The sequence below is a fragment of the Streptomyces sp. NPDC022552 genome, from assembly GCF_055561875.1.
In genome coordinates this window covers 73,470-89,118 of the sequence record NZ_JBVHGJ010000022.1, presented here as the reverse complement: position 1 = coordinate 89,118, position 15,649 = coordinate 73,470, and the positions used below count along the sequence as shown (strand labels likewise).

Genomic DNA, 15,649 nt, shown 5'->3' with positions numbered 1-15,649 from the left:
GCATCGCCCGGATGCACAACCTCACCCTCGCCGGGTGACGGAAGGCAGCACTGGCCAACTGGCATGCCGTAGATCATTTACGGGACAACCCTTAGTACCGGCGGCGCATCATCGCGGGGCGAACTGAAGCTCAACAGCAGTCCGCGACCGTGCCACATCCGTGCCAGATCGAGCGGGGACTCAGGGGGAACGACGGGCGTCTACGGAGCTTGCTCGGTAGACCAGCAAGGGCCACAACCTTGCACGTCAACCGCAGAAGCGCCCATCCTCTCTTGTAAAGCGGGGGTCGTCGGTTCGAACCCGACAGGGGGCTCAAGGGCGAAGACCCTCAACCGATCATGGTTGGGGGTCTTCGGCATCCACGGGTGACATCGACGGGGACGGTCGGGGGCGGTCGGAGTTGCTCCACGGACGAGCTCAGCGGTCACCCGGCGATGCGGGAGGCGGCGTTCTCCCACGGGGTCGGCTCTGCCACGTCGTCATCCTCATCGGCGTCTTCCCGGTACCACCCTGTTCCGGCAAGCCAGGTTTCGAGCCACTCGGCCAGACTCCCGGCGTCGACGAACCAGGCGGCGGCTCCGTCGTCCTCCATGGCGTTCGGCTCGAAGCGGGGACCGTGGCTCGCTGAGGCAGTCCACGGCGGCGTACATGGCGCAGCCCCAGTCGAGGATCGGAAGCACGCCCGCGGGCCAGTACGGTGTCTCGTTCTCGGCCGAGGCGGATCGTTCGGACTGGTACTCGCTCAGTGCCGTGCGCCCCGGCCCTGTCAGCGGAAGAAGCTGGTAATCGGGTCCGTAGCCGCCGTTGGCCACCTTCCGATACAGGCTCGCCAGCAGAGGCGGGAGTGCGAACCCGAGAACTGCCTCTGCCGAGGCCACGTCCTCGGCAGAGACGGCGGCAGGCAGCGCCGTAGAAGTGGCCCTGGCCTTCGCCGACACGCGGGTGACAAGATCTCCGGTGCGCGATCCTGCCAGGCGCCTACGACACGGAGAGTCGTCCCCAAGGGCCCGCGGTTCCGTCTGTCACCGACACGCCTCCAGCTGGGGCCTCAGGCTCCGGGTTGGCGGGGGCGCCGTAGCGGGTCCCATCCCGTCTGCCATCGACCCAGGACAAGCCGAGCAGGCACGGCACCGGGCGTCCTCGCTGCATGGCCGGGGGCCTTTGCCGTGTGGGCGAAGGGGAGGCCGGACGTCAGCCCGGGCCGGGAGGCGCGGCTGTCAGCGGTCGATGAGGGGGTCCGTTCCGTGGTGGGAGCGCGCGGTCCGGATCTATCCAACGCGCCTTTGCGCAGGGGGAATTGAGTGGTCGTCGGCTGGCCCGGCGGCTAGTCTGGGGATCATGGATGAGCGATGCATGCACGACTTGGTCGTTCAGCAGTGCGTGGACTGCGCCCCTACCCCTGAAGGCTTGGTCAAGTTCGTCTATGTCACCGCCGGCGGCGAGGTCTTCCATCGCTCGTCGGCCTGCAAAGCCCTCGAAGAGGGACAGGAATACGCCCAGTCGCAGGGCCTGGAGACTCACCCTCGGCGTCGTGTGGTCCTGGCCGAAGCCACGGCTGACGGCCGTGGTGCGTGTGCCTACTGCTTCTGGGACTACCGGCCCGCGTGAGGATCCGGGCAGAGGGACAGGGTTCAGTGCCGTACGAACGGCAGGTCCTCCGGCCGCACTCGCTCGCGCGGTCCCGCCGCCCGTAGTACGACGTCCAGGACCGGCCCCGGATCGGCGGCGTACGCGTGGGAGAACCACGCCATGTTGGCCTCCACCACGGCCCAGCGATGGCCCGGACGGTACGGGTCGAGCAACTGACCGACGTCCACGACGACGGCGCTCGGCAGGGTGGGCCCCGCCGTGGCGACGAGACGGTCGACGAACTCGGTGATCTCCGTGGCGACGGCCTCGTGCCGGTCGAGCGGGCGGGGGTCGAGTCGGCCGAACACCGCGTACCGACTGCCCGCGGCGATCCGCCCGTCCAACAGGAACAGGCGGTACTCGGCGGCGAAGGTCACCACCTCGGATAGCAGGACCGGCGTCGCCGGGTCCAGGTCGGCAGGCAGCCGGGAGCCGTCGGCGTAGACGTCCGCCGGGAAGGACTTGTCCCGCGGCGGCTTGACGAACGTGGGCCGCTCGATCGCCCAGGCATCCGCGGCGGTCGCCGCACGGACCTCCCGCCCCGTGAACTCCTCCGGCAGCTCGGCGAGCCAGTCGTCCGCCGGTTCGAGCAGAGCGAACCCGAGACGTCCGGCCAACCGTGCTCCGGCCACCGGTCCGCCGTACCAGTGCGCCGGCCCCACCGCCGCGCCGATCTCCTCCGCCGCCAGGGTCACCATCCCCCGCGCCGTCGCCTCACCGGCCAACAGCTCCATCGTCGACGTCCGCCGACCAGGCATGACGAGCATCGCGTCAGCGGCCCGAGAGTCTGTCGGCGATCGTCGCGATGCGGGACGTCTCCGCGGCGTGGGTGGTGCGTTCTTGGCGGTCCGCCGTGCGGTAGGCCGCGTACATGGCCTGGACGCCGAGCCAGCGCAGCGGCTCCGGTTCCCACTTGCGGACCCTGTGGTTGACCCACGGGAGTGCGGTGAGGTCGGTGGGGCCGGACTGGCCGGAGTCCTGCTGGATGAGGTCGCGCAGTGTGCGGGCCGCGAGGTTGGCGGTGGCGACGCCCGAGCCGACGTAGCCGCCGGCCCAGCCCAGGCCGGTGGAGCGGTCGAGGGTGACGGTGGCGCACCAGTCGCGGGGGACGCCGAGGACGCCGGACCAGGCGTGGTCGATGCCGATGCCGGCGAGGCTCGGGAAGAAGTCGATGAGGATGTCGCGCAGGGCCTCGATCGTCTGGGGCTGGGTGCGGCCGTCGTTGTCCGTCCTGGAGCCGTAGCGGTAGGGGACGCCTCGGCCGCCGAGGGCGATGCGGCCGTCGGCGGTGCGCTGGGCGTACATGTAGGCGTGGGCCATGTCGCCGAGGGTTTCCCGGCCCTCCCAGCCGATGGCGTCCCATTGGGCGTCGGTGAGGGGTTCGGTGGCGATCATGGACGAGTTCATGGGGAGCCAGGTGCGGCGCTGGCCGGTGAGGGAGGCGGTGAAGCCTTCGGTGCAGCGCAGGACGTAGGGCGCGCGCACGGTGCCGTACGGGGTGATCGCGTGCTTCGGCTTGATCTCGGTGACCGGGGTCGACTCGTGGATCGTGACGCCCAGGGCTTCGACCGCGTCGGCCAGGCCCTTGACCAGTTTCACCGGGTGGAGGCGGGCGCCGTGCGGGGTCCAGGAGGAGCCGACGGCGCCGGTGACGCGGATGCGGTCGGCGGTCTCGCGGGCGCCGTAGAGCTCGCGTTCCTTCTCGCCGAAGGCGATCTCGACGGCGTGGAAGGCCTTGAGGCGGGCGAGTTGGGCGGGGGAGTGCGCGATCTCCAGGACGCCGCCGCGGTGGATGTCGGCGTCGATGTCCTCGGCGGCGCAGACCTCGACGACCTCGGTGACGGTGTCGTTCATGGCGTGCTGGAGGCGGACGGCGGCCTCGTGGCCGTGGAGCTTGGCGTAGCGGTCGCGGCCGGCGATGCCGTTGTAGAGCCAGCCGCCGTTGCGGCCGGAGGCTCCGTAGCCGCAGAACGTGGCTTCGAGGACGGTGATGTTGAGGAAGGGGACGGCCTTCTTGAGGTAGTAGGCCGTCCACAGACCGGTGTAGCCGCCGCCGACGATGCAGACGTCCGCCGTGGCGTCCCCGGGCAGGGGCTCGCGCGGGGCGGGGGTGCCTTCCTGCGCGTACCAGAACGAGATGCCGCCGTTGACCGTGCTGCTCCTGCTGACCATGGGCGGGAGGGTACTGGATGGTCGGGGGGCCTTGGACCCCTGGATCGGGGTCTTTCGGCGGGGTGGGCGGGGTGGGGGTGCGGCCTGGGTTCGAGGGTGCGGATTTCGTCGTTCCGAAAGGACCTTTTCATGCCCGTACGCAGGAGTGTTCGTGCTGTCGTGGCGCTGGCCGCGGCGGGGCTGGTGGGGCTCGCGGCGGCGCCGCACACGGCGACGGTGTTCCTGGACCCGCGGTGCAGCTACTGCGCCAGGTTCGAGGAGGGCGGGGGCGTGGCGCTGGCGGAGGCGGCGGCCGCGGGGAAGGTGCGGATCTCGTATGTCGTCGCGTCGTTCCTGGACGGGCGCAGTGGCGGGACGGCTTCGGCGGTCGGCGAACGCGCTGCGGGCGTCGGTGGAGGCGGGGAAGTTCGCGGAGTTCCAGTCGGCGGTGCTCGCGAGCGGTGGGGCGGAGGACCCGCTGCGGGTGGCGGACGGGGTGGAGGGGTTGCGGGGCGCGGAGTTCGACCGGGCGGTACGGGAGGAGTCGTACCGGGACTGGGTGGCGTCGGCGGTGCGGGTCTTCGAGGAGTCGGGGGTGGGCGGGACGCCGACGGTGCTGCTCGACGGGCGGCGGGTGGGGGTGGGCGGTGCGTTGTACGAGGAGGCCGCTTTCGCGCGGGTGCTGCGGGACGCGGGTGTGTGAGGGGCCGTCGGCGGCCCTTTCTCCCGGGGGGCGGTCGGAGGGATAGCGTCGGCGTGTGATCGAGATTCCGGATGAACTGGTGGCGTCGCAGGCGAAGTTCAACGGGGAGGCGGGCCGTGCCTTCGTGGCGGCGCTGCCGGGGCGGGCGCGGGAGTTCCTGGACCGGTGGGGGCTGCGGGTGACCGGGCCTTCGATGTACGGGGTGGCTTCGCTGGTGCTGCCGGTGACGCGTGGCGCGGACGGCGTGCGGGCGGCGCTGAAGATGCAGTTGCTCGACGAGGAGAGCGCGGGGGAGGCGGCGGCGCTTCGGGTGTGGGGCGGCTCGGGGGCGGTACGGCTCCTGGCGGAGGATCCCGGGACCGGCACGCTGTTGCTGGAGCGGCTGGACGAGGGCCGGCATCTGTCGACGCTGGACGACCCGCGCGAGGCGGTGCGGATCCTCGCGGATCTACTGGCTCGGCTGGTGGCGGTGCCCGCTCCCGAGGGGCTGCGGGGGCTGGGGGACATCGCGGCGCGGATGGTGGCGGAGACCCCGGGCGCGGCGGCGCGCCTTGGTGCGGAGGACGCCGCGTTGCTGCGGGACTGTGCGGCGGCGGTGCGGGAGGTGATGGGGGAGCCGGGGGACCGGCTGCTGCACTGGGATATGCACTACGACAACGTCCTGGCGGCGGAGCGTGAGCCGTGGCTGGCGATCGATCCGAAGCCGCTGGCGGGGGATCCGGGGTTCGATCTGCTTCCGGCGCTGACGGACCTGTGGGAGGCGGATCCGGCGGCGGGGACGCTGTGGCGGTTCGATCTGTTGACGGAACGGCTGGGTCTTGACCGGGGGCGGGCGCTGGCGTGGACGCTGGGCCGCGTGTTGCAGAACGGGCTGTGGGACGTGGAGGACGGGGAGGCGGCGCTCGATCCGGACCAAGTGTCCATCGCACGGACGCTGTTGGCCCGAGGTCGCTGACACGGTGCAGGCTGGGCACATGATTCGTACCGCCACACCCGCCGATGTCCCTGTGATCCACGCGATGGTCCGCGAGCTCGCGGAGTACGAGAAGTCGCTGGACGAGGTCCGCGCCACTCCCGAGCAGCTCCAGGAGGCGCTCTTCGGCCCGCGTCCGGCGGCCTTCGCGCACATCGCGGAGTCCGACGAGGGCGAGCCGGTGGGCTTCGCCCTGTGGTTCCTGAACTTCTCGACCTGGCGCGGTGTCCACGGCATCTACCTGGAGGACCTGTACGTCCGCCCGTCGAGCCGTGGCGGCGGCCACGGGAAGGCGCTGCTGGCGGAGCTGGCGTGGATCTGTGTGGAGCGGGGGTACGAGCGCCTGGAGTGGTCGGTCCTGAACTGGAACACGCCGTCGATCGACTTCTACGAGTCGCTGGGCGCGCGTCCGCAGGACGAGTGGACGGTGTACCGGCTGACGGACGACGCCCTGCGGGGGCTGGGTACGGGCGGCGGGAGCGGGGACGTCAGCGGGGCGGGGCCCCGCTGACGCAGGTCGCTTCCCGGGGCTACGGGACCAGGACCACCTTGCCGATCGTGCCTCGGGTCTCCAGGGCGCGGTGGGCCGACGCCGCCTCCGCGAGGGGGAAGCGGTGGACCGCCGGGCGGAGGGTGCCGGCGGTCGCGGCGGCGAGGGAGGCGAGTTCGAGGTTGCGGACGTCGCCGCCCGCCTTCTGGAGCATGACGGGGCCGAGGACGGACTCCGAGGTGATGCCCCGGGCCGCGAGTTCCTCGTCGGTGAAGGTGAGGGGTTCACCGTCGTGGAGGCCCGCGCCGGACCAGCCGAAGACCACGTGCCGGCCGCCCTTGCCGAGGAGGTCGACGGCGGCGAGGCCGGTGGTGCCGCCGACGGAGTCGAAGACGACGGTGGCGGTCCTGGTGCCCAGGAAGGCGCGGACCTGGTCCGGCCAGTCGGGGAGCTTGTAGTCGACCGCCAGGTCCGCCCCGTTCTCCTCGACGAGGGCGACCTTCTCCGGGCCGCCCGCGAGGCCGATGACGGTGGCGCCCGCGTTCTTCGCGTACTGGACGAGGAGGGTGCCGATGCCGCCGGCCGCGGCCGGGACGACGGCGATCGAGTCCGGGCCGAGTTCGGTGAACTGGAGGATGCCGAGCGTGGTGCGGCCGGTGCCGATCATCGCGACGGCCTCCGCCTCGCCGAGGTGGTCCGCCAGGGCGTGCAGGCGGCCGGCGTCCACGACGGCGAGTTCGGCGTAGCCGCCGGGGGCCATGCCCAGGTGGGCGACGACGCGCTTGCCGAGCCAGGACGGGTCCGTGCCCTCGCCGAGCGCCTCGACGGTGCCGGCGACCTCGCGGCCGGGGATCGTGGGCAGCTCGGCGGGGGCGGGGAAGGGGCCGGTCGCGCCGAGGCGCAGGGACGTGTCGAGGAGGTGGACCCCGGCCGCGGTGACCGCGATCCGCACCTGGCCGGGGCCGGGGACCGGGTCCTCGACCTCCTCGTACGTGAGGTTCTCGGCCGGGCCGAAGGCGTGGAGACGGATCGCGTGCATGGTGGGCTCCCCGAAGAGTCGGTCGGTGTGGGTCGTGCGCGGTGATGACCCACAGCTTTCAACCTCAAGCGGACTTGAGGTCAAGCGTCCTCCTCCTGAGCGCCAACGACACCGCCTCCACCGCGCTCGTGAACGACACCTCCGACAGCACGCCCGGCGCCGCCACCTGGTCGCCGACCAGGTACACGTCGTCGCCCCGGGCGATCGCCGGCCGGTCGCGCCAGGTCGTACCGGGCCGGTCGACCGCTCCCGTACGGCCGCCGGAGACGGCCTCGCGGCGCCAGACCGTACGCTCGCGCCAGCCCGGGAACCCCAGGTCCAGGAGGCGCTCGGCGTGGGCGACGCCGTCGGCCTTGGACTCGCCCGGGGCGATGGGCAGCTGGGCCTGGATCAGCTGCTCGCCGGCCGGGGCGAGGGAGGGGTCCTGCGCGGTGAAGCGCTCGATCCAGCCGGGCGCGTCCAGGTCCGAGACGATGAACGGGTCGCCCTTGCGGCTCCGCAGCGCCAGGTCGAACAGGACCGTGCGGCCGCTCTCGCCGCTCAGGGCCGGGTCGTCGAGGAGTCGGGCGGCGGCCGCGAGGGAAGTGGCGACGACGACCGGGCCGTCGGCGGTCGGCAGCGCGTCGAGCCGGGACGAGGTCTCGATCCGTACGCCCGCCTCCCGGGCGTACCCGGCCATCCGCTCGACGAGCCGCCCCCAGCCGCCCCGGAGGTGCCGTGCCTCGGGCGGCAGCGTGGTGGACCGGTGCAGCCGCTCCTGGACGAAGCGGGCCGAGAGCGCGCCCGGGTCGTGGTGGAAGAGGGCGACCCCGCTGAACGCGGCGGCCTGGCGGGCCGCCTCGGGACCGGCGACCCGGGTGGCCCAGCTGAGGAAGTCGGTGTCGACGGGTGCCTGCTCGGCGGTGCGGAGCGCGTGGCGCAGGAAGCCGAGCGGCGGGAGGCGGCGCAGCGCGCCGGCGAGGTGGAAGCGGAAGCGGGCGGCTTCGAGGGGCGGGATCTGCGCGAGGGGGCCGATGAGGCCGCGCTGCGCGAGCCACGTCCAGTGGGGTCCCTTGCGGTAGAGCGCGTGCGGTCCTTCGTTGGTGCGGTACGGCCCCTCGGCGGTGCGGGCGCGGCCGCCGAGGGTGTGGTGGGCCTCGTGGAGGGTGACCGTGGCGCCGGCCTCGGCGGCGGTGATGGCCGCGGTGAGTCCGGCGAATCCGCCGCCGACGATGGTGATGTGGGTCCGGGCGCCGGTGCGGGGCGTGTCGTTCAGGTGCATCGCTTGCTCCCTCGTGTCGCTGGTACGAGGGGGACGGGCGAGGGGGCTCCGGATGTGACATCGGGGCGTTGTCAGTGGCGTACGTCACGATGGGGGCATGGTGACGGGCAGGGTGAGTGGCAGGCCGAGCGGCGGGGCGAGCGGCGGCGGGAGCAGCAGATCGGGCGGCAGGAGGAAGATCGCGGCGGCGCGGCGCCCGGAGGTGCGGCTGCCGCCGCTGGAGGCGTACGAAGGGGGAGGGCTGGAGCCGGACGGGGACTACGACGGGCTCGCGTTCGAGGGGCATGACCTCTCCGGGCAGAGCGCGTCCGGGGCGCGGTTCCTGGAGTGCGCGGTGCGGGACTGCGCGGTGGACGAGGCGCGGCTGAGCAGAGCGCGGATCCTCGATTCCGTACTGAGCGGGGTGCGGGGGGTCGGTACGGATCTGGCGGAGGCGTCGCTGCGGGACGTGGAGATCGTGGACGCGCGGCTCGGGGGGACGCAGCTGCACGGGGCGGTGCTGGAGCGGGTGCTCGTGAGGGGAGGGAAGATCGACTTCCCGAATCTGCGGACGGCGAAGCTGAAGGACGTCGTCTTCGAGGAGTGCGTCCTCGCCGAGCCCGATTTCGGGGGCGCGGTGCTGGAACGGGTGGAGTTCCGGGGGTGCGTGCTGAAGGGGGCGGACTTCAGCGGGGCCCGGATGAAGGACGTGGACCTGCGGACGGTGGAGCGTCTGGAGATCGCGCGGGGGGTCGACGCCTTGTCGGGCGCGGTGATCAGCACGGCGCAGCTGCTGGACCTGGCGCCGGTGTTCGCGGCGCAGTTGGGGGTGCGGGTGGAGGACTGAGGCCTGAGGGGGGGTACGGGACGCAGGCGGCCGGGCGCGCGTTACGGGACTCGGGGGAAGCGGGCCTGGAGGTCCCAGACCACGGGGTTGTCGCCGAGGCCCTCGTGCATGTCGGTGAGGTCGGCCACCAGGTCGTGCAGGAAGTCGCGGGCCTCGCGGCGCAGTTCGCCGTGGTTGAAGGTGAGCGGGGGCTCGTCGCCCGGCATCCAGTCGGCCTCCACGTCGACCCAGCCGAAGCGGCGCTCGAAGAGCATGCGGTCCGTGGACTCGGTGAAGTCGAGTTCGGCGTACTGGGGCTGCGAGGACCGGCTGCCGCGGGGGTCGCGGTCCAGCTGCTCGACGATGTCGCAGAGCGCCCACGCGAAGTCGAGCACCGGCACCCATCCCCAGGCTGTGGACACCTCGCGGTCGGCCTTGGGGTCGGCGAGGTAGACGTCCCCGCAGAACAGGTCGTGGCGCAGCGCGTGGACGTCCGCGCGGCGGTAGTCGGTCTGCGGGGGGTCGGGGAAGCGACGGGAGAGGGAGTAGCCGATGTCGAGCACGGAGACGATGCTCCCACGCGCGAAGGCGCCGTCCGTACCGGGCGGGAGGACCGAGGGCCGGTACCGAGCGGGGGGCCGAGGGCCCGCGCGGGGCGGGTCGGCCCGCGTGCGGCGCAGCCCGGCGCAGGGCGGCTGCCGATGCGAGGCGGCGGGGCCGCCCGCACCGCGCGGGTGGGTACGGCGTCCGGCGGGGGCGCCGGGGCAGGCCGTCGCCGGCTTCGCCGGCGGGGTGCGCCGCGCCCAGGCGGCGGCATGGCCGAGCCCGGCGCCGCCGAGGACGCAGCGCCGCGGCATCGCTCTGCTGCGGCCCGGCCCTGCCACTACGCGTCGGGAAGGCCGGTCCCGCGTCCCTCAGCCCCGCGACCTGGTGGCGTGCAGGGTGCGGGCGAGCCTCGGGCCCAGCCAGCGCTTCAGGTGGCGCAGGGGCTGCAGGCCGTCGGCCGCGCGGTCCAGGCGGTAGTAGAGCTGCGGCGGGATGTGTGGCAGCAGGGGCGAGTGGCGCTGGCCGAGGAGCGCGAACATCTGGGCCGGGGGGAGCCGCATGTAGCGGGTCAGGTTCTCGTACCACCGCGCGCTGTAGCGGGCCGCGCTCTGCGCCGAGAGCAGTTCGGCGCGCCGCCGGGCGCCGTACCGGGTCAGCGCCCCGTCCAGGTCCCCGCCGGGGCGCAGGGCGTCCGCGAGGGCGAGGGCGTCCTCCAGGGCCAGCGTGGTGCCGGCGCCGATCGAGTAGTGCGTGGTGTGGGCGGCGTCGCCGAGGAGGACCAGGTTGCCGCGGTGCCAGACGCGGTTGGTCAGCGTGCGGAAGTTCAGCCACTGCGCCGCGCCGTCGTCCTGGCCGCGGCCGATCAGCGGCTGCCCGTCGAGGAGGTCGTGGAACAGCTTCTCCAGGAGGTTCAGGCTGTCGGCCTCGCTCCTCGTGTCGAGCCCGAGCCCCTTCCACGTCTCCGGCGCGCACTCCACGACGCAGGTGGACTGCTCGCCGCTGAACCCGTAGGCGTAACACCAGATCCAGCCGTGCTCGGTCTCCTTGAAGGCGAAGCTGAAGGAGTCGAAGACCTTCGTCGTGCCGAGCCAGATGTACGGGTTGCGGCCGGTGGTGACCTCCGCGCCGAAGTGGCCCGGGTACGCCTCGCGCAGCGCGCTGTTGACCCCGTCGGCCGCGACGACGAGGTCGGCGTCCGCCAGTTCCGGGGCGTCGGGCCCGGTGATTTCGTGCTCGAACTCGACGCGTACGCCCAGCTCCTCCGCCCGTTCGGCGAGGAGGGCGAGCATCCGGCGCCGGCCGATGCCGAAGCCCTCGTCGCCCCGGTGGACGGTCCGCTCGTCGCGGACGATGGCGACACCGTCGGTCCAGCGGACGGAAGCCTCGTCGACGGCGCGCGCCGACTCCGGGTCGCCCGCCCGCAGCTTGTCCAGGAGCCCGGCCCAGTAGGTCACGCCCCAGCCGTACGTGGAGCCGGCCGGGTTCCGTTCGTAGACGGTGATCTCGTGGGAGGGGTCCTGCCGCTTCATCAGGATCGAGAAGTAGAGGCCGGCGGGCCCACCGCCGACGCAGGCGATCTTCACATGCGCTCCCACAACGAGACGAGACGAACTGACACTCTGCGATAGAAAGGCAACGCAGAGTAGCAGTGTCAAGGGGTGTCAAGGGAGCAGACGCTGCTCCTTCGCCACGGCGACGGCGCCCGCGCGGGTGTCGACGCCGAGCTTCGCGTAGATCCGGCCGAGGTGGGTCTTCACGGTCGCCTCGCTGATGAAGAGCGCGCGGGCGATCTCGCGGTTGCCGAGGCCGTGTGCGAGCTGGCCGAGGATGTCCCGCTCGCGGTCCGTGAGGGTGGGCCCGGCGGCGCCGCGCATCCGGTCCATGACGCGGCTGGCGACCGGCGGGGAGAGCGTCGTCCGGCCCTGGGCGGCGGAGTGGATCGCGGCGAACAGCTCCTCGGGGCGCTCGGCCTTCAGCAGGTACCCGGTCGCGCCCGCCTCGATGGCGCGCGTGATGTCGGCGTCGGTGTCGTACGTCGTGAGGACGAGGACGTGCACGCCGGTCGTCGACCCCGCGATCCGGCGGGTCGCCTCGACGCCGTCGATGCCGGGGCCGAGCTGGAGGTCCATCAGGACGACGTCCGGGCGCAGCTTGGCGGCCATCGCGACGGCCTCCTCGCCGCTGCCCGCCTCGCCGACGACCTCGATGTCGTCGGCGCTGCCGAGCAGCGCGAGCAGCCCGGCGCGGACGACGGCATGGTCGTCGCAGAGCAGGATCCGTACGGTCACGGCCGACCTCCAGGTTCGTGTGCCTTCATGGGGCGACCTCGGTGCTCGGCGGCCGACGGGGCCGCGGCGGCCGACGAGGCCGACGGGGCCGACGGGGCCGGGACGGGCCGGTCTCGGTGCTCGTAGCCCCCATCGGCTGCGTACGCCCTCATCGGCCCGCCTCCGAGTTCGTGGGCAACGGGATCGCGGCCGAGAGCACCGTGCCCTCGCCCGGGGTGGACTCCACCGTCAGCGTGCCGCCGAGCTGGCGTACCCGCGCCCGCATCGCGGGCAGGCCGTGGCCCCGCACGCCCCCGCCGTCGCGCGCCGCGGAGGGGTCGAAGCCGCGCCCGTCGTCGGCGATGTCGAGGACCACCTGGTCGTCGAGGTAGGTCAGGGTCAGCGCGGCCGAGGTGGCGCCCGCGTGCTCGCGGACATTGGCGAGGGCGCCCTGCGCGATGCGCAGCAGCGCCGACTGGGCGCGCTCCGGCAGCGGGACCGGCGCCCCGTCGATCCGGAACGCGGCCGACTCCCGCCCGGCCAGCATCCGCAGCGCCTCCTCCAGGCCGCCGCCCTCGGCGAGGTCGGCCGGGGCCAGGTCGTGGACGAAGCGGCGGGCCTCGGCGAGGTTGCGTTCGGCGATGGACTCGGCGGTACGGACATGGCGGCGCGCGGTCGACGGATCGCTGTCCCAGGTCCGTTCGGCCGCCTGGAGCAGCATCTGCTGGCTGGACAGGCCCTGCGCCAGGGTGTCGTGGATCTCCATCGACAGCCGCTGGCGCTCGGCGAGGGTCCCCTCGCGCCGCTCGATCGCGGCCAGCTCCCTGCGGGTGCGGATCAGGTCGTCGATCAGCGCCCGCTGCCGGTCCGCCTGCCGCTGCGCGTGGACGAAGACGGCGGTGGCGATGGCGGCGACGGCCGGCGGGGCGACGACGAGGTTGGGGTCGAAGCCGTCGTCGGAGAGCTGGACCTGCGCGGTGACGACGAAGACGGTGAGGAGGGTGACGAGGACGAGGGCGGCCCGTGGCGGCAGGGTGCGCATGCCGGTGTAGAAGAGCGGCACCGCGCACCAGGCGAAGCTCGGCGCGAGGACCACCAGGAGCATCCAGACGGCGACGACCGTGACCAGCCAGGCGATCCGGCGCGGGGTGGGGCGGGTGCCGAGCACGGGGCCGAGGAGGTACAGGGCGGCCAGCGCGCCGGAGAGGGCGACGATCCAGGGGCTGCGGTCCTCCCACGGGTGCCGCAGCAGGAAGCGGGCCAGGGACGCGCCGAGGAGGAGGAAGAAGGCGAGGTGCATGACCCGCGCGAGCCAGCGCGAGTCCGGGTCCTCGTCCGGGTCCTGCGCCGTCACACGTACTCCTCTGACCGGGGGAGGGGCCTTCTGACCTGGGGATACGCATCCATACTGGCCCAGGAGGACCAGAGGGGCATCAACCGATCGGCTGACACCCCCGTCGTCCATCATGCGCGACGGCGGCATCCGGTCCATGGACCGTACGGGCCCGGATCCGGCCGGAGGATCGATGGCAGAGCGAACGAACGACCCGCCTCGACTCGACCACCGCCCCAGCCTCAAGGAGCCCGCCATGAAGAAGAAGATCGCTTTCGGTGCCGCCACCGTCGCCATCGCCGCCGCCGGTACGTTCGGCGCCGTCTCCGCGAACGCCTCCGCCCCGGCCGCCGCGCCCGCCGTCGCCGCCAAGGCCGACGCGTCGAACGGGAACCTCCAGCAGACCACGCACCTGACGATCGAGGCCGCCACCAAGGCCGCGCAGGCCACCCTGGAGGCCGCCGAGGACGAGAACCAGCGCGTCACGGTCGCCGTCGTCGACCGCAACGGCAACACCATCGTGACCCTGCGCGGCGACGGCGCCGGCCCGCAGTCCTACGAGTCGGCCGAGCGCAAGGCGTTCACGGCGGTCTCCTGGAACGCCCCGACCTCCGTGCTCGCGGGCCGTCTCGCCCAGGCCCCGAACCTGAAGGACATCCCCGGCACCCTCTTCCTCGGCGGCGGCGTCCCGGTGACCGCCAAGGGCGCGCCGATCGCCGGCATCGGTGTCGCCGGTGCGCCGAGCGGCGACCTCGACGAGAAGTTCGCGCAGGCCGGCGCCGCGGCGCTCGCGAAGTAACCCTGAGCGGCCGCGCGAGCGGCCCGTACGAGAGCGGTGCCGCCCGGACCCCCGTCGGGCGGCACCGAACGCGTTCAGAACGCGTTCACCGCTCGCCGTGGCCCGTACGGCGTGTCCCGTACGGGCGCGCCCCGTACGGGACGGCCCGTACGCCGTGTCCCCTACGGGCGCGCCCGCCCCCGAGCCCCGTCGGGCGGCACCGAGCCCCCACCCCTGCCTAAGATCGACTGGTGGACATACGGAGCCGAGCCGGCCTGGCAGCAGCCGTCGCCGCGCTGCTCGTCCTCGGCGGCTGCACCGCGAGCGCGGACGGCGGCGTCGACGTCGGCGGGGTGCGCGGCACCCCCGGCGCGGCCGGGCTGCGCGACCCGTACTTCCCCAAGCTCGGCAACGGCGGCTACGACGTCACCCACTACGCGCTCGACCTCCGCTACGAGCCCAAGGCCGGCCGGCTCGACGCCACCGCCATGATCACTGCCCGCGCCACGCAGGACCTCAGCGCCTTCAACCTCGACCTCGCCGGTCTCACCGTCGCCTCGGCCTCCGTCGACGACGTCCCGGCCGCCGCCAACCGGGCCGGGAACGAGCTGACGCTCCGGCCCCGCCACGACATCGACAAGGGCGACGTCTTCCGTGCGAAGGTCACGTACGCCGGCGTGCCCCGGACGATCACGGACGCGGACGGTTCGGAGGAGGGCTGGCTGCGGACCGCGGACGGGGCGCTCGCGCTCGGTCAGCCCGCCGGCTCCATGGCCTGGTTCCCCGGCAACCACCACCCCTCCGACAAGGCGACGTACGACATCACGCTCACCGTCCCCGCCGGGACGCAGGCGATCACCAACGGCGTACGGACCTCGGAGCGGACCGCGAACGGCCGGACCACGTCCGTCTGGCGTGTCGCCGAGCCGATGGCCAGCTATCTCGCGACCGTGGGCGTGGGCCGGTACGTGACGAAGGCCTCGGCGACCCCGTCCGGGCTGCCCGTGCTGACCGCCGTGGACCCGACCGTCGCCGCGAAGAGCGCGCCGCTGCTGGCCCGTATCCCCGAGGTCCTCGCCTGGCAGGAGGAGAACTTCGGCCCGTATCCCTTCTCCGCCACCGGCGCGATCGTCGAGCGGACCGGGGACGCGGGCTACGCGCTGGAGACCCAGACGCGGCCGGTCTTCCCGCAGGACGCGTTCACGCCGGAGATCCTCGCCCACGAGCTGGCGCACCAGTGGTACGGCAACTCGGTGACGCCCGCGACCTGGCAGGACATCTGGCTGAGCGAGGGCTTCGCGGTGTACGCGGAGTGGTTGTACGCGGAGGACTTCGCGGACACCCCGGCGCAGCGCAGCTTCGAGTCGGCGTTCGCCGTGGACGCCAACTGGGCCTTCCCGCCGGCCGAGCCGCCCGCGGCGGAGAACCTCTTCGACCCGCCCGTGTACCAGCGGGGCGCGATGGTCGTGCACAAGATCCGGCAGGCGGTCGGCGACGAGACCTTCTTCGAGATCCTGGCGGGCTGGCCCGCGAGCCACCGTCACGGCACCGCCTCCACCGCGGACTTCACCGCCTATGTGGAGGACGTGGCGGGTGAGGATCTCGACGACGTGTGGGACGTATGGCTGTACGGGAAGGGCAAGCCGGCCACGCCGTAGGTCCAGGCGCGACGGA

16 protein-coding genes and 2 pseudogenes are annotated in these 15,649 nt (G+C 73.1%); 8 read left to right on the top strand and 10 right to left on the bottom strand.

Annotated elements, in window-relative coordinates; translation table 11 throughout:
- Positions 1-424 precede the first annotated feature (424 nt).
- Together ACZ3OF_RS35065 and ACZ3OF_RS35060 are read right to left on the bottom strand one after the other, a co-directional pair.
- Positions 425-592: a hypothetical protein gene (locus ACZ3OF_RS35065; RefSeq protein ID WP_361676540.1), complete on the bottom strand. Its 168-nt coding sequence runs from the start codon at positions 590-592 to the stop codon at positions 425-427.
- 97 nt (positions 593-689) lie between these two features.
- Positions 690-878 (bottom strand): annotated as a pseudogene (locus tag ACZ3OF_RS35060) (SMI1/KNR4 family protein); the annotation flags it as partial.
- 529 nt (positions 879-1,407) lie between these two features.
- Between ACZ3OF_RS35060 and ACZ3OF_RS35055 the strand changes: the two are divergent.
- Positions 1,408-1,608: a hypothetical protein gene (locus tag ACZ3OF_RS35055; RefSeq protein ID WP_361676543.1), complete on the top strand. Its 201-nt coding sequence runs from the start codon at positions 1,408-1,410 to the stop codon at positions 1,606-1,608.
- Positions 1,609-1,631: 23 nt separating this feature from the next.
- Here the strand turns inward: ACZ3OF_RS35055 and ACZ3OF_RS35050 are convergent, their stop codons facing one another.
- On the bottom strand, positions 1,632-2,363 hold the full coding sequence (locus ACZ3OF_RS35050; RefSeq protein WP_467308865.1) for an ATP-grasp domain-containing protein: 732 nt from the start codon (positions 2,361-2,363) through the stop codon (positions 1,632-1,634).
- Positions 2,364-2,400: 37 nt separating this feature from the next.
- Positions 2,401-3,801, bottom strand: coding sequence for an NAD(P)/FAD-dependent oxidoreductase (locus ACZ3OF_RS35045; protein WP_361676548.1), 1,401 nt, complete (start codon positions 3,799-3,801; stop codon positions 2,401-2,403).
- A gap of 129 nt (positions 3,802-3,930) precedes the next feature.
- On the opposite strand from ACZ3OF_RS35045, the pseudogene ACZ3OF_RS35040 reads away from it, so the two are divergent.
- From ACZ3OF_RS35040 to ACZ3OF_RS35025, 4 genes and pseudogenes are all read left to right on the top strand, one after another.
- Positions 3,931-4,086, top strand: a pseudogene (locus tag ACZ3OF_RS35040) (thioredoxin domain-containing protein); the annotation flags it as partial.
- Positions 4,087-4,117: 31 nt separating this feature from the next.
- Positions 4,118-4,483 carry a DsbA family protein gene (locus tag ACZ3OF_RS35035; protein ID WP_361676551.1) on the top strand — a complete coding sequence of 122 codons (366 nt, stop codon included), beginning with the start codon at positions 4,118-4,120 and terminating at the stop codon, positions 4,481-4,483.
- Positions 4,484-4,538: 55 nt separating this feature from the next.
- Positions 4,539-5,438: an aminoglycoside phosphotransferase family protein gene (locus tag ACZ3OF_RS35030; RefSeq protein ID WP_361676554.1), complete on the top strand. Its 900-nt coding sequence runs from the start codon at positions 4,539-4,541 to the stop codon at positions 5,436-5,438.
- Positions 5,439-5,457: 19 nt separating this feature from the next.
- A complete protein-coding gene (locus tag ACZ3OF_RS35025; protein WP_467308862.1) occupies positions 5,458-5,967 on the top strand; it encodes a GNAT family N-acetyltransferase in 510 nt (169 codons plus the stop codon).
- A gap of 19 nt (positions 5,968-5,986) precedes the next feature.
- Here the strand turns inward: ACZ3OF_RS35025 and ACZ3OF_RS35020 are convergent, their stop codons facing one another.
- Positions 5,987-6,985: a zinc-binding dehydrogenase gene (locus ACZ3OF_RS35020; protein ID WP_361676560.1), complete on the bottom strand. Its 999-nt coding sequence runs from the start codon at positions 6,983-6,985 to the stop codon at positions 5,987-5,989.
- A gap of 64 nt (positions 6,986-7,049) precedes the next feature.
- On the bottom strand, positions 7,050-8,246 hold the full coding sequence (locus tag ACZ3OF_RS35015; RefSeq protein ID WP_467308860.1) for an NAD(P)-binding protein: 1,197 nt from the start codon (positions 8,244-8,246) through the stop codon (positions 7,050-7,052).
- Positions 8,247-8,343: 97 nt separating this feature from the next.
- On the opposite strand from ACZ3OF_RS35015, the gene ACZ3OF_RS35010 reads away from it, so the two are divergent.
- Positions 8,344-9,072, top strand: coding sequence for a pentapeptide repeat-containing protein (locus ACZ3OF_RS35010; RefSeq protein WP_467308858.1), 729 nt, complete (start codon positions 8,344-8,346; stop codon positions 9,070-9,072).
- Positions 9,073-9,113: 41 nt separating this feature from the next.
- Here the strand turns inward: ACZ3OF_RS35010 and ACZ3OF_RS35005 are convergent, their stop codons facing one another.
- The 4 genes from ACZ3OF_RS35005 to ACZ3OF_RS34990 form a co-directional block, all read right to left on the bottom strand.
- Entirely contained in the window at positions 9,114-9,614 is a 501-nt protein-coding gene (locus ACZ3OF_RS35005) for a hypothetical protein (protein WP_467308875.1), read from the bottom strand.
- A 351-nt stretch (positions 9,615-9,965) separates the two neighbouring features.
- Positions 9,966-11,180, bottom strand: coding sequence for an FAD-dependent monooxygenase (locus ACZ3OF_RS35000; protein ID WP_361676569.1), 1,215 nt, complete (start codon positions 11,178-11,180; stop codon positions 9,966-9,968).
- A gap of 78 nt (positions 11,181-11,258) precedes the next feature.
- Complete coding sequence (locus ACZ3OF_RS34995; RefSeq protein WP_361676572.1) at positions 11,259-11,885, bottom strand: response regulator transcription factor; 627 nt, start codon at positions 11,883-11,885, stop codon at positions 11,259-11,261.
- A 148-nt stretch (positions 11,886-12,033) separates the two neighbouring features.
- The gene (locus ACZ3OF_RS34990; protein ID WP_361676765.1) at positions 12,034-13,164 is read right to left on the bottom strand and encodes a sensor histidine kinase; all 1,131 of its coding nucleotides are present in this window, start codon (positions 13,162-13,164) and stop codon (positions 12,034-12,036) included.
- Between the two features lie 289 nt (positions 13,165-13,453).
- Here ACZ3OF_RS34990 and ACZ3OF_RS34985 point away from each other — a divergent pair, with 289 nt between their 5' ends.
- Together ACZ3OF_RS34985 and ACZ3OF_RS34980 are read left to right on the top strand one after the other, a co-directional pair.
- Positions 13,454-13,996, top strand: coding sequence for a GlcG/HbpS family heme-binding protein (locus ACZ3OF_RS34985; protein ID WP_467308873.1), 543 nt, complete (start codon positions 13,454-13,456; stop codon positions 13,994-13,996).
- Between the two features lie 230 nt (positions 13,997-14,226).
- Positions 14,227-15,633, top strand: a complete 1,407-nt coding sequence (locus tag ACZ3OF_RS34980) for a M1 family metallopeptidase (RefSeq protein ID WP_467308855.1) — start codon at positions 14,227-14,229, stop codon at positions 15,631-15,633.
- Positions 15,634-15,649: the final 16 nt, after the last annotated feature.

Bases quoted from the DNA above. Each gene is read 5' to 3' on its own strand.
- ACZ3OF_RS35020 (WP_361676560.1), bottom strand. From the start codon at position 6,985: ATGCACGCGATCCGTCTCCACGCCTTCGGCCCGGCCGAGAACCTCACG.
- ACZ3OF_RS34985 (WP_467308873.1), top strand. From the start codon at position 13,454: ATGAAGAAGAAGATCGCTTTCGGTGCCGCCACCGTCGCCATCGCCGCC.
- ACZ3OF_RS35065 (WP_361676540.1), bottom strand. From the start codon at position 592: ATGGAGGACGACGGAGCCGCCGCCTGGTTCGTCGACGCCGGGAGTCTG.
- ACZ3OF_RS35045 (WP_361676548.1), bottom strand. From the start codon at position 3,801: ATGGTCAGCAGGAGCAGCACGGTCAACGGCGGCATCTCGTTCTGGTAC.
- ACZ3OF_RS34990 (WP_361676765.1), bottom strand. From the start codon at position 13,164: ATGCACCTCGCCTTCTTCCTCCTCCTCGGCGCGTCCCTGGCCCGCTTC.
- ACZ3OF_RS35010 (WP_467308858.1), top strand. From the start codon at position 8,344: ATGGTGACGGGCAGGGTGAGTGGCAGGCCGAGCGGCGGGGCGAGCGGC.
- ACZ3OF_RS35015 (WP_467308860.1), bottom strand. From the start codon at position 8,246: ATGCACCTGAACGACACGCCCCGCACCGGCGCCCGGACCCACATCACC.
- ACZ3OF_RS35050 (WP_467308865.1), bottom strand. From the start codon at position 2,363: ATGGAGCTGTTGGCCGGTGAGGCGACGGCGCGGGGGATGGTGACCCTG.
- ACZ3OF_RS35025 (WP_467308862.1), top strand. From the start codon at position 5,458: ATGATTCGTACCGCCACACCCGCCGATGTCCCTGTGATCCACGCGATG.
- ACZ3OF_RS35035 (WP_361676551.1), top strand. From the start codon at position 4,118: ATGTCGTCGCGTCGTTCCTGGACGGGCGCAGTGGCGGGACGGCTTCGG.